Here is an 18,441-nt window from a genome sequence, read left to right as displayed (position 1 = left end):
TATGTCGCCTTCTTCAGTACAACAAGAGATACAATCTCCTCTCACTATGCTTCAGCATGAATGGGCACACATCAACTACGAAGTAGAGGACAAGCAGAAAGAAAAAGCATTTGCCGCGCTTATTGAAAAAGCGAAGTTTTATGTTAGTGAGGATCCCAACAATCCAGAGTTGATAATATGGCAAGGTATTATTCAATCAAGCACTGCCGGTGCTAAAGGCGGGCTGGGCGCATTAGATTATGCCAAAGCCGCGCGCAAGAGCTTTGAGCATGCTATGCGATTAGATGAAAATGCCTTAGCAGGTTCAGCCATGACAAGTTTAGGAGTGCTCTATCATAAATTACCTGGTTGGCCGATCAGCTTTGGCAATGACAAAAAAGCCGAGAAGTTGTTAAGACGGGCGTTAGAAATAAACCCAAATGGGATTGACCCTAATTATTTCTATGCTGAATTTCTTTATGACAATGGTGAGTATGCTCAAGCGCGCGTTTATGCCAATAAAGCAAAACAAGCCCCAGCAAGAGCAGAGCGTCCACTTGCTGATTTAGGAAGAAGACAAGAAATTTCTCGACTTGAAGCAAAGCTAGCTCAAAAGAGCTGATAGTAATTGTAAACTCAGAGCGCTCGCATTATTGCTATTGCGAGCTTGCTTGTTCTTAAACAAATTATTCACATCACTTATTCATGTGTATAAAAGTTACTCGCTTTTCTTCTTTCCGCTTCACTTCTACTATGAGTACAGAGTATGTAAACGGAATAAACAGATGGCAAAGATCCCACGCGACAAGAACAATGATTACAGCGCACAAATGAGTCAAACGCGTCGCGACTTTATTGAAGCTCAAACTGGTACTGCATTGACCCATACTGGGCACTACTCTGTGCCAGAAGAAACGCTTAAAGGGAATATTGAGAACTTCACGGGCGTTGCACAAATACCAGTGGGCTTTGCCGGTCCTATGCACGTAAATGGAGAACACGCTAACGGTGAGTTTTTTGTGCCTATGGCCACGACAGAAGGTACCTTAGTTGCCAGTTATAGCCGTGGCATGCGTCTTACGCGTGAAGCAGGAGGTGTAACTACCACGGTAATTGATGACGCCATGCAGCGCGCTCCTATGTTTGCCTTTAAAGACGCTCGCGAAGCACTCGCTTTTGGTAGCTGGGTAAAACAACATTTTTCAAGCATTAAAGCAGCGTGTGATGCGACAACAAGCGTTGGGCGCTTGCGCGACATCGAACAGCACGCAATGTCTAAACTACGCTGGTTACGATTTAACTTTACCTGTGGTGATGCCGCAGGCCAAAACATGGTAAGTAAAGCCACTAAAGCGGGCTGTGAGTGGATCATGGCAAACTACCCTTTCCCCATTGATCACTTTGTACTAGCCGCTAACTTAGACACAGATAAAAAGCACTCTCATCTTAACTCTCTGCATACTCGCGGGAAACGCGTAGTCGCTGAAGTAACCCTGCCTCGCCAACTGGTTACCGATATAATGCATTGCACGCCAGAAGCACTATATAAGCAGCGCCAATACTCCAATATGGGGGCCATGATGGCGGGAAGTGTCAGTAATGGTGCTCATTTTGCGAATGGTGTCACCGCGCTGTTTATTGCTTGCGGACAAGATGTGGCGAATGTAGCGGAGTCCTCTGCTGGGTTTACCTTTGCAGAAATTACGCCTCAAGGTGATTACTATTTTTCAGTTACTATCCCGTCATTGATTGTCGCCACATATGGTGGGGGCACGGGCCTTGCCACTCAAAATGAATGCCTTAGTGTTTTAGGCTGCAGTGGCAAAGGCAGCGTAAACAAGTTCGCAGAACTTGTTGCCGCCACGGTGTTGTGTGGTGACCTGTCGCTAGGCTCCGCCGTTGTCGCAGATGAATGGGTGAGTAGCCATGAACGCTTCGGCCGAAATAGATAACACAGTGGTTTAGTGTTGAGTAGTCAAATTGGGGCGTGAGATTACAAAGTACGCTCCAATCCCCATGAAAATGGCAATTCCAACGTAAGCTAGCAAAGGCAAGGAAGCAAGCGAACACACCAAGATAAAACTAATAAACATACTGCAACAGGCAATGCATTTTACTCGCTTAGAAATGGCACCGTGACGTCTCCAAGCAACTAAATTATCACCAAAGCGAGGATGCGTTAACAACCATACTTCAAGTTTTGGCGATGACTTGGCGAAACAAAACAAAGCGCCAATGAGGAAAACAGTAGTTGGCAATACAGGTAAAAATGCACCCACAATGCCAATCGCAGTCAGGATTAAACCACCGAGAAGATAGATTGATTTCCCCATAAAACAGCCACTCAAACATGTCATCGAAACAAGATTTACTCACTAATAGGCACATTAATACGCGTTCGAACGCAATTACAACGTAGCGAGCTCTCTTTTGAAAAGAATAGTTTATTTTCACATTGAATGCACAAAGCTACCGATATACTTTTTATCTTTTTGAGATCATATTTGATAACACGCGGTAGTGCTCTGATGTGTTGCAAGCCAACAATGAAATATGTGATGGACAAACTAAGGGTCTAAGGGCATTGCTTTCACTTGCTGCCAAAGAGCTTCCATTTCATCAAGGGTAAGTGAATTTAAATCATCACCTTTAGTGTGTGCTAATTGTTCTACACCTCTAAAACGGTTGGCAAACTTATGGCTGGCTTTTCGAAGTGCAGTATCGGCATCAACGTTTAAATGCCGCGACAAGTTCACCATCGCAAAAAGCGCATCACCAATTTCTTCTTCAATAGCGGCATGATTGTTTTCTATCCCAACTTCTTGGGCTATTTCATCTACCTCTTCACGCACTTTCTCCAGTACGGGCGTAACTTCTGGCCAATCAAAACCCAGTTTTGCACAGGCTTTTTGCAACTTTTGGGCGTGCATTAATGCAGGCATACCAGTAGGTACCGCATCCAATATACTTGCAGTCCCATTAGTGCCTTCATTGGTGCGTTGCTTAGCCTGCCTCTCTTGTGCCTTTATGGCGTCCCATTGCGCATTAAGCGATGCGTGGCTGAGCTTCTGCACCTTTGAGCCGAGATTGTTGTCACCGTCGCCGAAAACATGTGGGTGTCGCCTAACTAGCTTGTCGCTAATACCGCGCGCCACATCATCGAAATCAAACTCACTTTGTTCGCTAGCGATTTGCGCGTAAAACACGACTTGAAACAGAAGGTCACCAAGTTCATCTTTGATCTCGCCCATGTCACCATTGGCAATGGCATCGGCCACTTCATACGCTTCTTCTATGGTGTAGCGCGTTAAACTTTCCATGGTTTGTTCAACATCCCAAGGGCAGCCTGAGTCTTTGTCGCGCAGCTGCGCCATTATAGCCAGCAAGCGCTGTGTTTCAGTAAGCATTAGTTTGCTTTTCTTAGTTTCGCTTTCGTTGTGCATCTGTTACGCCTTTTAGCTGCCTTAAGCGTGTAAGCACCTTCGACACAGTGTCTAAATCTTGTACTTCAATTGAAATAGTAATTAGCGCGGTCTGTCTGTTTTTATCGCTTAAGCTATTCACGCCAAGTAACGGCACGTTCTCATTTGCCAATACAGTAGTGATATCGCGCAGTATGCCGTTTCTGTCATGGCAGAAGATATCAATACCCGTTTCAAAGCCCACTTTCAGCGCTTCAGACCAATTCACTTCTATTTGACGTTCGGGGTGCTGTGACAACAAATGCTGAAGCTGGTCGCAACTTTCTTTATGCACGCTAACACCACGGCCTTGCGTGATATAGCCTAAAATAGGCTCACCGGGAACCGGCTTGCAACAGTTGGCAAGTTGACTCATTAGGTGGCCAACCCCTTGCACTACTACAGCATCTTTCTTGCCCGAACCCGCTGCGGATTTGCGTGTTTTTACCCTTGGGCTTATTTCTGGCTCTTCAGGTACAGGCTCTTGCAAGTGGTGAATATAATTAATCACCTGCATTACCCTAACGTCACCAGCGCCTACAGCGGTATATAGGTCATCAATATTTTGAACGTTAAACTTGTCTATTGCCTCGTTAGGCACCTTTGCCGGTAAGTGGGCACGGTGAAGTTCGCGTTCTAAAAGCTCTTTACCAGCGGCAAGGTTTTTGTCTCTGTCTTGCTTTTTAAAGAAAGAATGAATGGTAGCGCGAGCACGCGAAGAATGTACGTAACCTAGACCTGGATGCATCCAGTCTCGACTGGGGTTTGGCTCTTTACCTGTTAGCACTTCAATTTGATCGCCGCTTTGCAGCAAATAAGTAAACGGCACAATGCGCCCGTTAACCTTGGCGCCAATACAGCGGTGACCCACATTACTGTGAATGTAGTAAGCAAAGTCTAACGGTGTTGCGCCTTGCGGCAAATCTATTACATCGCCTTTGGGCGTAAACACGTAAACGCGATCATCAAACACCTGACTGCGCAGTTCTTCCACTAAATCGCCCGACTCAGCCACTTCTTCTTGCCACGCTAATATTCGGCGAAGCCAGTTGATGCGCTCGTCATAGCCCGATTGTTTACCTGTACTACCTTCCTTATATTTCCAGTGCGCCGCTACACCAAGCTCTGCGTCTTGGTGCATTTGCTGTGTTCTAATCTGTATTTCTACCGACTTACCTTCAGGCCCTACAATAACGGTATGAATAGACTGGTATCCGTTTGGCTTTGGAGTTGCAATATAGTCGTCGAATTCATTCGGTAAGTGTTTATAGCTGGCATGTACTGTGCCTAGCGCGGCATAACAGTCTTGTAAACGTTCGGCAATAATACGAACCGCACGAATATCGAAAAGCTGCTCAAACGTAAGACGCTTCTTTTGCATTTTCTTCCAAATGCTAAAGATATGTTTGGGGCGGCCATACACTTCGGCGCGAATATGTTCGTTGTCTAATAGCTCCTGAAGATCATCAACGATGGTATCAATGTACTGAGCGCGGGCCTTGCGCTTGCCATCAAGCTGCTGCGCAATTTGTTTGTAGGTTATGGGGTGAAGGTAGCGAAAGGCTAAGTCTTCTAGCTCCCATTTTAGCTGGCCAATACCTAAACGGTTTGCTAATGGTGCATAAATGCTGGCGCACTCGCGGGCAACCATTACACGGGTCTCTTCGTCGGCTTTTTTGACCTGCTGTAAGGCGCAAATGCGCTCTGCCATTTTAATAACAACGGCGCGCACATCTTCCACCATTGCCAGCAACATTCGACGAATACTGTCGATATGTTGTTCGTCTGACTTCTCGGCAAAACCAGAGCCGCTTACTTTTCTAGCGTGCAGCGTTTTGATGGCGTCCATTCTGCGTACGCCAACAATAAGGTCGCGTATCTCACCACCAAACTCTTCATATATATCATCTTCGTTCAGTGCATGCTGTTCACAGTAAGGGAAAACCAGTGCGGCTTGAAGCGTGGCATCGTCCATATTTAGCTGGCATAAAATTTCTACCATTTCCTGCCCCACAAGCAAACGCTCGGGAATAGTAGAAACGGCACTCAACTTTTCCTTGGTTTCTTCTGCTAAACCAAGACTGTCTATCCAAGCTTCAAACGATGGCCTGTCGGCCTCATGCACTTTTCTTGTCGATACCATATTCGTTACTCGTTACTGCGGTTTCACTGTGAATAAAGCCATCATTTCCATGTGATGTGTAAATGGGAACATTTCTACTGCTCCAGCTTTCTCAATAGCATAACCACCATCAAGCAGCACCTTTGCATCTCTTGCGAAAGTACTAGGGTTGCAAGAAACATACACTATCGCTTTTGGCATTGCTTTTACAAGGGCATGACAAACCGTCAATGCACCTTCTCGCGAAGGGTCTAGCAACACTTTGTGAAAACCGCCTTCAAGTGAACGCTGAACATTTGCTTCATCAGACAAATCAAGATGCAGCCAATCGACATTATTAATGCCCTGTGCAAGTGCGTTAGCTTTTGCTCGTTGCACCATTTCAGCCACGCCTTCGATAGCCTGCACTTGAGCTCCTGTTTTTGTCACTGCGTTCGCTAACGGCAGCGTAAAATTACCCAGCCCGCTAAACCAGTCTGCAACACGTTCATCACTTTGCACATTCAACCAATGAAGAGCCTGACGAATCATTTTCTCATTGACCACCTTGTTAACCTGAACAAAGTCATTGGCGGAAGGCGTTAGCCAAAACCCGTCTATTGTGTTTACCCGTACTTCAGGAAGAACGTTAGTCGATTGTGTCTCTCTTGTTGCATCGAAAAGGCTGCGCATAGTGCCTTTTTTGTCTTCAAATACAACGCTAAAGGCGTGCTCACTTGCTGCTTTTTTTACTGCGTTAATTAAAGCAGGCTCAAGTGACTTTGTATGCTTTATGGTGACTAAAGGCGCTACCTTAGAGGCTAGCCTATTCGTTTCGGTTTCTTGCGTATAAGTGTGAGGGTCTGGCGCTATCAAGCTTATATGGCCAATGTGCCGTGCGCTTTCAAACCCAGATAAACACTTGTTAAGGAGCCCTGGCAGCGCACTAAGTGGCGCAGCCAAAATAGGGCATTGCTGTATATTCACTACCTTGTTGCTGCCTGCTGCACGAAAACCTAGTTTAATGTTGTCGCTGTTACGTGCATCTATGGCCAATCTTGCTTTACGGCGATATTGCGGGCGCTCACCACTTAATGGTGCTTGCCATGCCGATAGTGGCATATCTAACTGGTGCATCATCATGTCACAAAGTGCACTATCACGAAGCGATAGTGCAGCTTCTGGCTCAATATGCTGTAACTGGCATCCACCACACTCGTTGAATACCGGGCAAAAAGGCGTAGTGCGATGTTCATTTTCAGCGGTAATAACTCGCAACGCTTTGGCTTGCGCCACATTCTTTTTCAGTGATAGGACTTCAACATCACAGGTTTCGCCAGGCAATGCCCCTTGTACGAAAAACGTGGTTTTGCCTCGAGTTACGCCCTGCCCCATCCAATCAAGAGAATCTATGGTTACCGTTGTGGTGCTACCAACGTCCAGTGCGAGGTAGCTTGTTGAAGTATTAGGTTGCTCGTTGTCATTAGGTTTGCCTGCTGACTTCTTGGTAAACCGCAACCCAGCAACTTGAGCATTGGCATTAGCGCGTTTCACCTCGCTTTGCTTTTTTAAAGACGCATTCTTTTTGCGAGATTGTTTAAAAAGGTTAGCCAAAGGTAACTCCGCTTATTCGCACTATGTTTTTTAATTATCTGATTTAAAGTAAATATTTAAGGTAACTAACTTAGGGTAATTCAGTTGGGGCTTTTAATGTAGGCTTTCAGTATTTGAAAGGCTACGAATTAGTCTGATTCTAGTATAACGGTAGCGACAGCATAATGTTGCTCATCAGAAATACTCACTGCACTACGAGTGATACCTCTTGCCTCACACTTTTCTTGAAACGCGCCGTTAAACACCAGTAGTGGTGCGCCTAGTTCGTTGTTACGCACTTCAATATGCTGCCAGCTAATGCCATTGCCGATACCAGTTCCAAGTGCTTTCACAGCGGCTTCCTTGGCTGCAAAGCGCTTAGCTAAAAAACGAATAGGCGAACTATGCTCTATAAACTGTTGCCACTCCGCTGGTGTTAAAACGCGTTTAGCTAAACGTTCATTCACTTCGTCGTTTTTACCTAAACGCGCAATTTCAACAATGTCTGTCCCTAAGCCAGCAATTGCCATAATTCATAGCTACCTTATGTTAGATACCAGCTCGCGCTTCAAGCATTAATTTACGCATATCTGCCACAGCAGTATGTAAGCCGTCGAACGCTGCACGAGCGATAATGGCGTGGCCAATATTTAGCTCGATAAGCTGAGGAATAGCGGCAATTGGCTTCACATTATGATAGTGCAAACCGTGACCAGCGTTCACTTTTAACCCCAAGCTGTCGGCATATTCAATACCTTCAACCAATCGTGCTAGTTCTCTTTTTTGCTCTTCTTCACTGGTTGCTTCTGCGTACTGACCTGTATGTATTTCAATATACGGGGCGTTGCATTTCGCTGCGGCGTCAATTTGTGCTTTATCAGCATCAATAAACAACGACACTAAAATATTTGCGCTCGCTAGTCGGTCACAAGCGGCTCTGATAACATCGAAATTACCTGCAACATCAAGTCCACCCTCGGTGGTAAGCTCTTCACGCTTTTCTGGCACTAAACAGCAAAATACTGGCTTTACTTCTTCGGCAATGGCCAACATTTCATCCGTTACTGCCATCTCTAGGTTAAGGCGAGTATTAATGGTTTGCGCAAGAATTCTTACATCGCGATCTTTAATATGGCGGCGGTCTTCACGAAGGTGCACCGTTATGCCATCGGCGCCGGCGCGTTCAGCGATATCTGCGGCATGCACTGGGTCTGGATAATGGGTTCCGCGCGCGTTGCGCAATGTTGCAATATGGTCGATGTTAACGCCTAGAAGTATCGTGCTCATTTCATCACCTAGCATTGAAGACGCTGACGTATCAGCCTCGTAAGTTAATAGAGTTGTGTTGAGCCAGTTAGGCACTGAAAGAAATAGCTACTGGCCTCAAAACGAATGAGCGGATTGTAGCAAACTTTTTACTTTCAAGGGGTACAATTACGACCCTACTTACTTGTGTTAAAAGAAAATAATTTACGTAAAGGCGCACGTTAAATAACGTAATCGAAAAGGGTAAACGATTTAAATGATGCATTTAGCATCACAGGTTTTGTTAGCGTTTTTGCGGCATAAAAAGCTCGCGGCTTTTTAGCGGCTTCGAACCAATAAGTGGCTTCAGCAAATCGCGACACAACACTTTGGCCACTTTTTTACTTAACGGTGTGAATTCTCCCTGCGCCAGTGACAGCAACGCACTGCCAGGAAAGCCCCTAGCACCAGCCATATTATCTGGCATCTGTATGAAACCTGCATCAGGTTGAAAATGATAGCTGCCTTTTTCCTCAATGGGCATTTCATACTCTACATCAGTCGTGAAGTCGGGCAGTAATCCCATTTCATCTAGTAAGGCAAATTCAAATTCACGAAGCGTTATTTCAATGTCGCCATTAAGGTGCAGAGCATGTAGTGCACTTTCATACGCACTGTATACGCCGTCACTGGCTAAACCGGCTGGCAATATACGATTTGAAAGCTCGTTTACATACATGGCGCAAAATAAGGCGGTGCCAACAAGAGATATTGATGGCGACACACTTTCAACATGCCGCAGGTTTTTAAGTTCCGACTTGCCACTAAGCTGAATACGTAAATGTTGAAAAGGTTGTAGCAGGCTTTTCTTATCAGACTTACTGTTTTTAACGCCCTTTGCTACCGCGCTTATACGCCCCTCTTCCAGCGTAAAAAAGTCGACAATGTAACTGGTCTCACGATAGGGACGTCTATGCAACACATACGCGTTCAACCATTCATCATTCATTGTCATCTACTTTTTATTTTGGTTTTCTTTGCTACTAGCTTCGTTTAATTCTAACCACTTTCATGGTTTCAAACTCAATGCCGGCAACGTCTTCAACATGACGATAATACGTCACGTTAACACGGGCACCTTTTAAATTTTGATAGTGCTGCTTTCTTCTATAAATAAAGGGAACATCAATTCCATCAAGCATAATAGTGTGGCGAACCCAGTCACTGTCTTTCTCTTCTCGCTGCACGTGAGATATCACTTTTGCATTGTCAGTTTGATTAAGCTGCCCGTGCTTTTCTAACAGTTTTTGTCGTTCTGATTTAGCCACATTACCCCTACTTTTACCGATAGTCTTTCGTTACATCACAACCCTAAGGCTTTCCAAAACTGAATCTTACGGTATGTATGTACTTACTTGCACGCCTCAATTTGCTCAATAATAAGCTGCAAAGTTTCTTGGCCACGAAAAACGTTTACGTCTAGTCGATATGCAATATGAACCCGTTTTACCATTGCATTAGGCCACGCTTTTATATCGATATTAAATGCTATTGCATCTACCTCTGATGAACCTTGGCTTCGCAACACCATTTTTAAATGCTTTTGCCCTACTAAACGCTGATCGAGTAATTCGAACTCTCCGTCAAACAGCGGCGACTCAAACCCTTGGCCGAAAGGCCCAGCTTGGCGCAACAAATGAGCAAAGGGTAAGCTTAATTCGCTGGCCGACAGGTCTCCGTCTGACAGCAAAGCATGATTACCATCTAGTTTTGCTACGTGCTCTTGTGCCACTGCAACAAACGCATGCTCAAATGCTTTTAATTGAGCAACAGGCAAACTTAAACCTGCCGCCATCGCGTGACCACCAAATTTGTCTATTACACCAGGGTAGCGCGTGTTAACTTCATCCAACACATCGCGAATATGCACGCCAGGTATCGAACGTGCCGAACCTTTAATAACTTCATCATCTTGATGAGCAAAAGCAATGACCGGCTTTAAATACTGCTCCTTTAAACGCCCTGCAACAATACCTATTACACCTTGGTGAAAGTCTTCTCTATATACCACCAGTGCAGCAGGAATATCGCCTTCATTAATCGCCATTTCTTGTAGCGCTTGCTCGGCTTGCGCTTTCATGCCCGTTTCAATTTCGCGGCGCTCTTTATTCAGAGCATCGAGCTCTGCGGCAATCATGCGCGCTTGAATGGTGTCGTCTTCCAACAAACAGGCAATGCCCTGCGACATATCGTCTAATCGTCCCGCTGCATTAAGACGTGGGCCAACAACAAAACCTAAATCGGTGGACGTTAGATGCGCACACTCTCTGTTAGCCACTTCCACAAGCGCCTTTATGCCTGGTCGACATTTACCCGCGCGTATACGCTGAAGGCCTTGGTGCACCAAAATTCGGTTGTTCTTATCAAGTACGACCACATCGGCAACAGTGCCTACCGCCACAATATCCAGTAAAGATGCCAAATTTGGTGGGGCTATACTAGTACGTTCAAAATAGCCACGCTGCTGCAGCTCTGCTTTAAGCGCCAGCATTATATAGAAGGCCACGCCAACACCCGCCAAATTTTTTGATACAAATGTACAACCAGGTTGATTGGGGTTAACAATAGCGTCTGCGGGCGGTAATTCATTGCCCGGTAAGTGATGGTCGGTAACCAAAACCTGCAAGCCTAGCTGTTTTGCGTGTTTCACACCGTCTATACAGCTAATGCCATTGTCTACGGTAACAATGATGTCAGCACCCTGCTCTGCCGCAACATCAACAATAGGCACGCTCAAGCCATAGCCAAAGTCGAATCTATTGGGCACCAAGAAGTCTGCGTTAGTATGCCCCATCATTTTAAGCGCAAGCATACACACCGAAGTACTTGTTGCGCCGTCGGCATCAAAGTCGCCTACTATAACTAAACGCTTGTTCTGCTCAACAGTATCAGCCAATAAACGGGCTGCTTCAGCCATTCCTTTTAGTGCGTTGAAATGGGTAAGCCCTTTTAGGCCATTTTCTAAGTCGTCGATATGCGTAATGTTTCGGCCGCGATAAATTCTATCAATAACAGGGTGCAAGTCTTCGCTTAAAGACGCTCCCGCGGCATCTCGTCGTACAATGGGCAGGATCATGAAGTATCACTTTCTAATTATGTAGATGGCAGCGCTTTATATTTTAGGCACAACAGAAAAACGCTGTTTAATATGTGCGAAATGATATCGCATAAAACAAAAAAACGCACAAATCGCGCGTTTTCTTTTTTCGAATATGTAGCCCATACCAAAAAAGTGTGGGCACTATTCATTTAAGACTGAGCGGCAGCGTCTAATGCTTGTGAAAGTAGCGCTGCAGGCTGATAACCGGGAATAAGTGAGCCGTCTGGAAGAATGATGTTTGGCGTGCCGTTTACACCAAGCTTCTGACCTAACATATACTGCTCTGCCACTTTATTAGTACAGCTAGCAGCAGCAACATCATCACCCGCCTTGGCGTCTGTCAGCGCCTGCTGTGGATTTTCAGCACACCATACCGACACCATATCGTTGTAGTTCGGGCTGTTTAAGCCAGAACGCGGGAACGCAAGATATTGAACCGTAATACCTTTTTCATTTAGCTCATCAATTTCGTTGTGAAACTTACGGCAGTAACCACAGGTGATATCAGTAAATACGCTGATAACGTGCTTCTCTTCTTTCGCCTTAAACACAATGGCAGAAGACGCCATATTGTTTACGCCTTCAACACGCAGTGATGATAGCGCAACTTCTGTTTCGTTACGCATTTCAGCATCAATATTGAAAACACGTGCCTGAAGCAAATACTCACCGTCTTCACTCACATAAAAAAGCCCACGGTTTGTTGATACCTGAACCAAACCTTTTACTGGTGAATCTGCTATAGAATCTACCTCAAGCCCTAGCTTTGAAGTAAGTTTGTTTGTTATTGCGGCTTCATCTGCGGCAAATACAGCTGAACTAAGAAGCGAGGTAGCGGCAATCGCGCCTGCAAGGATGAACTGTTTTACTGCTTTCACTTAAATTACTCCATCAGCCACATTGGGCTTTATTCTTAGGCGGTTACTATTACCATGGGTATAGTTAATGCGCCGTGAAATCTGATTACTTGTACGAGGTATGCTAGATAAAAGCTTAGCTGTTAAAACCCAGCTATTTATTTCGTTGTTTAGCTATCAGACCGTCTAACCTTGTAAAAAATTGCATTAATGCTAACACACTACACTGCGATTAAAACACGCACTCCCACCACTTATCGTGTGAATGCGCTACTTGATAGCACACCCGTTTCCCTTTTGCCCTCTTCCACTATGCATTTCTGTATTCTATCTGCTCTATCTACCCTCTTGGGTGATGGCTGTGTATCAATGTTTGCAGTCTTTCTGTTGCAACGTGGGTATAAATCTGGGTTGTTGATAGGTCACTGTGCCCCAGCAACATTTGTACTACACGCAGGTCGGCACCGTGATTAAGTAAATGCGTAGCAAACGCATGGCGCAACGTGTGCGGCGACAAATGCTGCTCAATGCCGGCTTTTACGGCGTAATATTTAATTCTGTGCCAAAACGTTTGGCGCGTCATTTTTTGCCCACGTTTACTTAAATACACAAAATCTGACTGTTTCGATGCAAGAACAGGTCGCGCGGTTTTAATGTAGTGTAATAGCCACTCAATAGCCTCTTCGCCAAGTGGCACTAGTCGCTCTTTATCACCTTTACCAACAACCCTTACAACGCCTTGCTGTAGGCTTATTTGATCCATAGTTAAACCAATTAACTCGCTAACGCGAAGCCCTGTTGCATACAACACTTCTAGCATGCTTTTATCACGACATTCTATGGGGTCATCGGTAAGCGGAGCCGACAGCAAGTCCTCTACTTGTCGCTCACTTAACGACGTGGGCAAAGACTTTGGCGTTTTAGGGTTAGACAGCGCAGAAACAGGGCTATCTACGCGTACTTGCTTACTAATCAAGAACACAAAAAAAGCCCGAATTGCGCTAAGAGCTCGCTGCGTGCTTCTTGTAGACAATCCTTTGTCATGGCGATGTGCCAAATAATCTTGAAGTTGCTCGGTAGTTAAAACAGCAATGTCTTTGACACCAATGTTATTACTAAAAATAGCCAATTTAGTTAAGTCAGTTCGATAACTTTGCTGCGTGTGATCTGACAACCCTTTTTCCAACCACAACATGTCGATGAAACCATCAATATGCGCTTGGCTGGCCGCGGGCACATAAGTTAATTCTCGCGCTGGTTTACGTGCTTTACCGCCCATTAAAAACCACGCTTCTGCTTAATAAGCTCATAAGCTGACTGTATGTCTTGCGCTTTCTTTTTCGCTATTTCCATCGCTTGTTCGGGCAGTCCTTTCGATACCAGCTTATCGGGGTGATGTTCGGCCATGCGCTTGCGATATGCTCGCTTTATTACCTTTTCGTCATCGCTGGCCGAAACGCCAAGAATACGGTATGCATCGTCGATACTTTGCTGTTCCGAATACGTACTTTGCTGACCATGAGCGCCTTGACGATAGCCACCCTGTCGAGACTGCTGTGAGCGGCCTCGGCGAAAACGTATTTCAGCTTCATAAATGGAAATAAGATAGTCTAGGTCACGACGTCTAAAGCCAAGGGGCTTCGCCACCTTTTCAAGCACGTTATATTCTTCTTGAGAAAGCTGCCCATCAGCAAATGCGGCTTGAATAAGGATTTCCAAAAAGACTTGAAGAATATCTCTGCGCCCGTGCGTAGCCTCGTAAAAGCCTTTAAGAGTATCGACAAGTGGAAAATCTCTTGCCTTGCCTTCACGGAATGCTTCTTGGGCCTCGCGTCTGGCGTCACCGGTAAGCTGCATTTCGTCCATCAGTGCCGTAGCAACTTCAATTTCTTTATTGGTTACTTTACCGTCTGCTTTTGCCAAATGCCCCAACGCACTGAAAAGGCTGTGGAAAAATATGGCTTGCTGTTTAAGGCTGTCTTGGTCAGAAAAAAAACGTCCAAACCCGCCGAGTCGATTGAAGTCCTGGCTGTATGCTTTATCGAAGAAATGCCCCACGATGAGCCCTAAAATGGCTCCTGGGATTTTTAAAAACATAAACCCAAAAACAGCGCCGAGGATCTTTCCCCAAATTGACATGAATTAGCTCTCCGTTGCGCGGCTATCTGCTTGACACGCTTTTATAAGTTGAAAGGAAGCTTGGTTTTGTGCTCCCTAAATTGTCTCGTGGCAATATACCAAAGCCGCAAATATAAATAAAAGGGATAAAATGCACAGAAAAAGCGCATTTTTTTACCTCAATGGTTGGTTATTGAAGCAGAAGTGCTTAGAATTGAGGGCTTAATGAAAATTTTGCCGAACTCTTTTAAAGAACGCGTCTCTTAAATAGAGTAAAAAAGCACAAACAATAAAACAGGCCGTCCTTTTACGCATGAAAAATACCTGCGCCATGCTCGTTTCCGCGACCCTTTTGCCTTCTGTCGCGATAGCTCAGGAAACATTAGCAAACACCACAAATACAGCCACTGACGCTGTGCCCGTTGCGTTTTGCTCAGCTGAACCAGTGACCTTTAGTAGTGAAGCACTTATGCCTAAAGGGCATGTAAAAGTAGAAGCGAACAGAACCGAGATTATTGAAGACACGGTTGCCTTGTTTTCTGGTAATGTTGATATTACCTCAGACACGGCGGTGATAAGCGCATCGCAAGCACAGGTTAACGGCGGTGGCAGGGATCTCATCGCGAAAGGCGATGTAGTGTACCAAGATGCTCAGCTTAAAGTTGAAAGCGATTCTGTAACACTTCGCGCAACCGAAGAGCGCCTAGAAATGGCAAACACGCGGTATCAACTTACCGGTTTCGTTGGTCAAGGTGCTGCCGAGGACATCCTTCTTGCTACCGACACGGGCATTGTGCTTAGCGACGTAAGTTTTTCAACGTGTCCAGAGGGGCAAGAAGACTGGCAGATTCGTGCCAGTGAGATTAGCTTAGAAAAAGGAACCGTATGGGGTCAGGCTAAACATACCCGTTTTTACATTGCCGATATACCTGTATTTTATCTTCCCTACTTTGCCTTCCCAGTAAGTAACCAGCGTCAAACTGGCCTGCTTTTTCCGAACTTAACAAGCTCAAGTCGTACAGGTGTAGATTACACCCAGCCATTTTACTGGAACATGGCACCTAATTACGACATGACAATCTCACCGCGTTTAATGACCCGTCGTGGTGTGCAGTTAAATACCGAGTTTCGATACTTGAGCGAGACCAGCCAGAGTAAAGCCTATATTGAATACTTGCCGAGTGACTCAGATATTGACGGTAACCCAGACCGTTACTTTTATCGTTTAGAGCATCAAGGGTTGATTGGTGACAACTGGCTGCTTAACTTTGATTTCAACGGGTTAAGCGACAATAACTACCTGTTAGATTTAGGCAGCGATTATTACAGCCGTGCCGATACACATTTGTACAGAAGTGTTGGGCTAAGCTATTACTCTGAAAATATCGCGCTGCAAATGCAGGTAAAAGACTTTGAAGTACTTGGTAATATTGCTGATAGCTACCGTGCGGTGCCAGAAATTAAGGTAAATTATACCAAGCCTTTGGGTGACTTATTCGAATTTAGCATCGACTCTGAGCTCGCACATTTCGACAACGCGCTCGACACAGCGCCTACTGCAACCCGTTTTCACATTGCGCCTACCCTTGCTATGCCGCTGCGCGCTGCTTGGGGTGAATTTGTTGCTGAAACCACCATTTTTCAAACGGTTTACCAACAAGACAATGTTGAGGGAACACTTTTAGCAGAAGACGTTGACCGTACCTTGGGTCAAGCAAGGCTATACGGCGCCCTTTTCTTTGAACGCGACAAATCGTGGTTCGATGAAAACTTATCAATGACCTTTGAACCGAAAGTGCAGTATTTGTATACGTCTTTCGAAGATCAAACTGACATCGGTTTTTACGACTCAACGCCACTGCTAACCGATGTTGAAGGATTGTTTCGCGGCCAAGAATTTACTGGCCTTGACCGTATTAACGACAACAACCAAATCACACTTGGTGCAACCACGCGCCTGTTAGATAAAAACAACAGGGAACAATTTGTACTGAGCGTGGGTCAGATATTCTACCTTGAAGATAACAAGGTAATTGCAGCTACGAAGAATCAGGACCGCTCTGCGCTAGCTGCCGAAGTAGATTGGCGTGTAAATAACAATTGGTTTTTACACACCGATGTACAGGTAACGACCGAAACAGAAAAAGTTGATTTAAGTAGTATTGGTGTTGAATACCGTAAAGATGCCAGTCGCTTTATACAACTCAGCCATCGTTATGTAAGAGATTTAAGTGGTGAAACCATTGACCAAATTGGTGTATCGGCAAGCTGGCCCATCTCTGAAAATTGGCAATGGGTAGGCAGAACTTATCGAGATTTGGAAAGGCATCGCAGCGTTGAAACCTATACTGGTATTCAATATGAGTCTTGCTGTTGGGCCATTCGTCTAGTGGCTCAGCGCACGCTGAACAATCGCTTTAATGCAAGAGGCGAGCAAACTATTGACGATTTCGACTCGGGTATTTCGCTGCAATTTATCTTTAAAGGTATTGGTTCATCTGGAACGAGAAGAAGCATGCTGCAAGACGGTATGTTTGGCTATCGACAGCCTTATAGTTTAAATTAACCCGCAATTGTGCGTACCAGTAGTACGCGTGAGTGCAATTAACTAATAAAATAAGAGTGTTTATGAAGTTCATTATCCGTGCATTGATGTTAGGTGCCCTTCTTTCGTTTAACACCGTTGCTCAAGAGGTGATGCTTGATCGTGTGGCTGTTATTGTTGACCAAGGCGTAGTGCTAGAAAGCGAAATTGACGCGCTTGTAGCGGAAGTTAAACGCAATGCGCAGGCAAACAACCAGCAATTGCCATCAGACCGCGCACTTCGCACTCAAGCCATTGAGCGATTAATTACGAAAAACCTTCAGCTACAAATGGCAGAGCGTATGGGTATTCGCATTAGCGATCCTCAGCTAGAGCAAACGATAAGCAACATTGCAACTAATCAAGGTGCAACAGTAGAACGTTTACGTGCGCAGCTTGCTGCTGACGGTATCGCTTATGAAGACTACCGCGAAGACATTCGCGAAGAAATTATTATGGGTGAAGTGCGCCGCGCTAACGTTCGTCGCCGCGTTTATATTACGCCTCAAGAAATTGAAACACTGCTGTCTGTAATGGAACAACAGGGTGCGGAGCAGGCTGAATACCGTTTAGGTCATATTCTTATCGGTTTCCCACCAGAGCCATCTGATGAAGACATTCAAGCTGCACGCGAGCGTGCTGACAAAGTTATTGGCTTATTAGAGTCGGGGTCTGACTTTGCCAAAATTGCTATTGCCTCTTCATCAGGTAACGAGGCACTTGAAGGTGGTGATATGGGCTGGTTGAACATTAACGCCATGCCAACGCTTTTTGCTGAAGCTATCCAAGATAAAGAGAAAGATTCACTAGTAGGTCCTATTCGAAGTGGTGCAGGTTTCCACATTCTAAAAGTAATAGACACACGCGGTATTGAAAAAGTTACCGTTGAAGAAGTGAAGTCTCGCCACATTCTTGTAAAACCTTCCATTATTTTAAGTGAAGACAAAGCACGAGAAATGCTTATCGGGTTTAAAGAAGACGTAATAAATGGCGATGCAGACTTTGCAGAACTAGCGAAAGAGCATTCTGAAGATCCTGGTTCAGCACTACGTGGCGGTGAATTAGGTTGGTCAGATCCAAAAGTTTACGTACCTGAATTCTCAGAAGCCCTAGCAAACCTAGAGCCTGGTGAATTTAGTCAACCTGTGCGTACCGTTCACGGCTGGCACTTAATCCAGCTACTAGAGCGCCGCGTTGATGACGCGACTGACAAGCGCAAAGAAGACAAAGCCTATCAGCTGATTTTCAACCGAAAGTTTGCTGAAGAAACCGAGAACTGGCTACGTGAAATGCGCGATTCAGCGTATGTAGAAGTTGTCGAGTCATAAGAGAGAAGACACATT

Annotated in this window: 16 protein-coding genes; 4 read left to right on the top strand and 12 right to left on the bottom strand. The window is 45.2% G+C overall.

Annotated elements, in window-relative coordinates; all coding sequences use genetic code 11:
• Nucleotide 1 precedes the first annotated feature (1 nt).
• A complete protein-coding gene (locus tag ACGHAV_RS12515) occupies nt 2–601 on the top strand; it encodes a tetratricopeptide repeat protein (RefSeq protein WP_390381292.1) in 600 nt (199 codons plus the stop codon).
• A 163-nt stretch (nt 602–764) separates the two neighbouring features.
• The gene (locus ACGHAV_RS12510; RefSeq protein ID WP_390381095.1) at nt 765–1,931 is read left to right on the top strand and encodes a hydroxymethylglutaryl-CoA reductase; all 1,167 of its coding nucleotides are present in this window, start codon (nt 765–767) and stop codon (nt 1,929–1,931) included.
• Between the two features lie 9 nt (nt 1,932–1,940).
• Here ACGHAV_RS12510 and ACGHAV_RS12505 read toward each other — a convergent pair whose 3' ends face one another.
• The 12 genes from ACGHAV_RS12505 to djlA form a co-directional block, all read right to left on the bottom strand.
• A complete protein-coding gene (locus ACGHAV_RS12505) occupies nt 1,941–2,312 on the bottom strand; it encodes a YbaN family protein (RefSeq protein WP_390381092.1) in 372 nt (123 codons plus the stop codon).
• A 234-nt stretch (nt 2,313–2,546) separates the two neighbouring features.
• Nucleotides 2,547–3,422, bottom strand: a complete 876-nt coding sequence (gene mazG, locus ACGHAV_RS12500; protein WP_390381089.1) for a nucleoside triphosphate pyrophosphohydrolase — start codon at nt 3,420–3,422, stop codon at nt 2,547–2,549.
• Nucleotides 3,400–5,583, bottom strand: a complete 2,184-nt coding sequence (gene relA / locus ACGHAV_RS12495; protein ID WP_390381086.1) for a GTP diphosphokinase — start codon at nt 5,581–5,583, stop codon at nt 3,400–3,402. Before relA ends, mazG begins: the two co-directional genes overlap by 23 nt.
• A gap of 12 nt (nt 5,584–5,595) precedes the next feature.
• Nucleotides 5,596–7,155 (bottom strand): 23S rRNA (uracil(1939)-C(5))-methyltransferase RlmD, encoded by a 1,560-nt coding sequence (gene rlmD / locus ACGHAV_RS12490; protein WP_390381083.1) that lies wholly within the window; start codon nt 7,153–7,155, stop codon nt 5,596–5,598.
• A gap of 128 nt (nt 7,156–7,283) precedes the next feature.
• On the bottom strand, nt 7,284–7,664 hold the full coding sequence (gene acpS, locus ACGHAV_RS12485) for a holo-ACP synthase (RefSeq protein ID WP_390381081.1): 381 nt from the start codon (nt 7,662–7,664) through the stop codon (nt 7,284–7,286).
• A 19-nt stretch (nt 7,665–7,683) separates the two neighbouring features.
• The gene (gene pdxJ / locus ACGHAV_RS12480) at nt 7,684–8,421 is read right to left on the bottom strand and encodes a pyridoxine 5'-phosphate synthase (RefSeq protein ID WP_390381078.1); all 738 of its coding nucleotides are present in this window, start codon (nt 8,419–8,421) and stop codon (nt 7,684–7,686) included.
• Between the two features lie 262 nt (nt 8,422–8,683).
• A complete protein-coding gene (recO, locus tag ACGHAV_RS12475; protein ID WP_390381075.1) occupies nt 8,684–9,388 on the bottom strand; it encodes a DNA repair protein RecO in 705 nt (234 codons plus the stop codon).
• Nucleotides 9,389–9,422: 34 nt separating this feature from the next.
• Nucleotides 9,423–9,707 carry a hypothetical protein gene (locus ACGHAV_RS12470; protein ID WP_390381072.1) on the bottom strand — a complete coding sequence of 95 codons (285 nt, stop codon included), beginning with the start codon at nt 9,705–9,707 and terminating at the stop codon, nt 9,423–9,425.
• Between the two features lie 83 nt (nt 9,708–9,790).
• The gene (gene recJ / locus ACGHAV_RS12465) at nt 9,791–11,515 is read right to left on the bottom strand and encodes a single-stranded-DNA-specific exonuclease RecJ (protein ID WP_390381070.1); all 1,725 of its coding nucleotides are present in this window, start codon (nt 11,513–11,515) and stop codon (nt 9,791–9,793) included.
• A 173-nt stretch (nt 11,516–11,688) separates the two neighbouring features.
• A complete protein-coding gene (gene dsbC, locus ACGHAV_RS12460) occupies nt 11,689–12,417 on the bottom strand; it encodes a bifunctional protein-disulfide isomerase/oxidoreductase DsbC (RefSeq protein WP_390381067.1) in 729 nt (242 codons plus the stop codon).
• A gap of 319 nt (nt 12,418–12,736) precedes the next feature.
• Nucleotides 12,737–13,675, bottom strand: coding sequence for a site-specific tyrosine recombinase XerD (gene xerD, locus ACGHAV_RS12455; protein WP_390381064.1), 939 nt, complete (start codon nt 13,673–13,675; stop codon nt 12,737–12,739).
• Nucleotides 13,675–14,535, bottom strand: a complete 861-nt coding sequence (gene djlA / locus ACGHAV_RS12450) for a co-chaperone DjlA (protein ID WP_390381062.1) — start codon at nt 14,533–14,535, stop codon at nt 13,675–13,677. The genes xerD and djlA overlap by 1 nt, the downstream gene beginning before the upstream one ends.
• Nucleotides 14,536–14,827: 292 nt before the next feature.
• On the opposite strand from djlA, the gene ACGHAV_RS12445 reads away from it, so the two are divergent.
• Nucleotides 14,828–17,080: an LPS-assembly protein LptD gene (locus ACGHAV_RS12445; RefSeq protein ID WP_390381059.1), complete on the top strand. Its 2,253-nt coding sequence runs from the start codon at nt 14,828–14,830 to the stop codon at nt 17,078–17,080.
• Nucleotides 17,081–17,142: 62 nt separating this feature from the next.
• Nucleotides 17,143–18,426 carry a peptidylprolyl isomerase SurA gene (surA, locus tag ACGHAV_RS12440; RefSeq protein WP_390381056.1) on the top strand — a complete coding sequence of 428 codons (1,284 nt, stop codon included), beginning with the start codon at nt 17,143–17,145 and terminating at the stop codon, nt 18,424–18,426.
• The last annotated feature ends 15 nt before the right edge of the window (nt 18,427–18,441 follow it).

The sequence above is a fragment of the Alteromonas sp. MTD1 genome (genome assembly GCF_042848195.1).
Classification (GTDB): domain Bacteria; phylum Pseudomonadota; class Gammaproteobacteria; order Enterobacterales; family Alteromonadaceae; genus Alteromonas.
Note: the sequence above shows the minus strand (reverse complement) of the source record. Positions and strands in the feature narration are given on the sequence as shown.

Excerpts from the sequence above, each read along its gene's own strand:
- ACGHAV_RS12515 (WP_390381292.1), top strand. The coding sequence starts at position 2 with ATGTCGCCTTCTTCAGTACAACAAGAGATACAATCTCCTCTCACTATG.
- ACGHAV_RS12510 (WP_390381095.1), top strand. The coding sequence starts at position 765 with ATGGCAAAGATCCCACGCGACAAGAACAATGATTACAGCGCACAAATG.
- ACGHAV_RS12505 (WP_390381092.1), bottom strand. The coding sequence starts at position 2,312 with ATGGGGAAATCAATCTATCTTCTCGGTGGTTTAATCCTGACTGCGATT.
- mazG (WP_390381089.1), bottom strand. The coding sequence starts at position 3,422 with ATGCACAACGAAAGCGAAACTAAGAAAAGCAAACTAATGCTTACTGAA.
- relA (WP_390381086.1), bottom strand. The coding sequence starts at position 5,583 with ATGGTATCGACAAGAAAAGTGCATGAGGCCGACAGGCCATCGTTTGAA.
- acpS (WP_390381081.1), bottom strand. The coding sequence starts at position 7,664 with ATGGCAATTGCTGGCTTAGGGACAGACATTGTTGAAATTGCGCGTTTA.
- pdxJ (WP_390381078.1), bottom strand. The coding sequence starts at position 8,421 with ATGAGCACGATACTTCTAGGCGTTAACATCGACCATATTGCAACATTG.
- recO (WP_390381075.1), bottom strand. The coding sequence starts at position 9,388 with ATGAATGATGAATGGTTGAACGCGTATGTGTTGCATAGACGTCCCTAT.
- recJ (WP_390381070.1), bottom strand. The coding sequence starts at position 11,515 with ATGATCCTGCCCATTGTACGACGAGATGCCGCGGGAGCGTCTTTAAGC.
- xerD (WP_390381064.1), bottom strand. The coding sequence starts at position 13,675 with ATGGGCGGTAAAGCACGTAAACCAGCGCGAGAATTAACTTATGTGCCC.
- djlA (WP_390381062.1), bottom strand. The coding sequence starts at position 14,535 with ATGTCAATTTGGGGAAAGATCCTCGGCGCTGTTTTTGGGTTTATGTTT.
- ACGHAV_RS12445 (WP_390381059.1), top strand. The coding sequence starts at position 14,828 with ATGAAAAATACCTGCGCCATGCTCGTTTCCGCGACCCTTTTGCCTTCT.
- surA (WP_390381056.1), top strand. The coding sequence starts at position 17,143 with ATGAAGTTCATTATCCGTGCATTGATGTTAGGTGCCCTTCTTTCGTTT.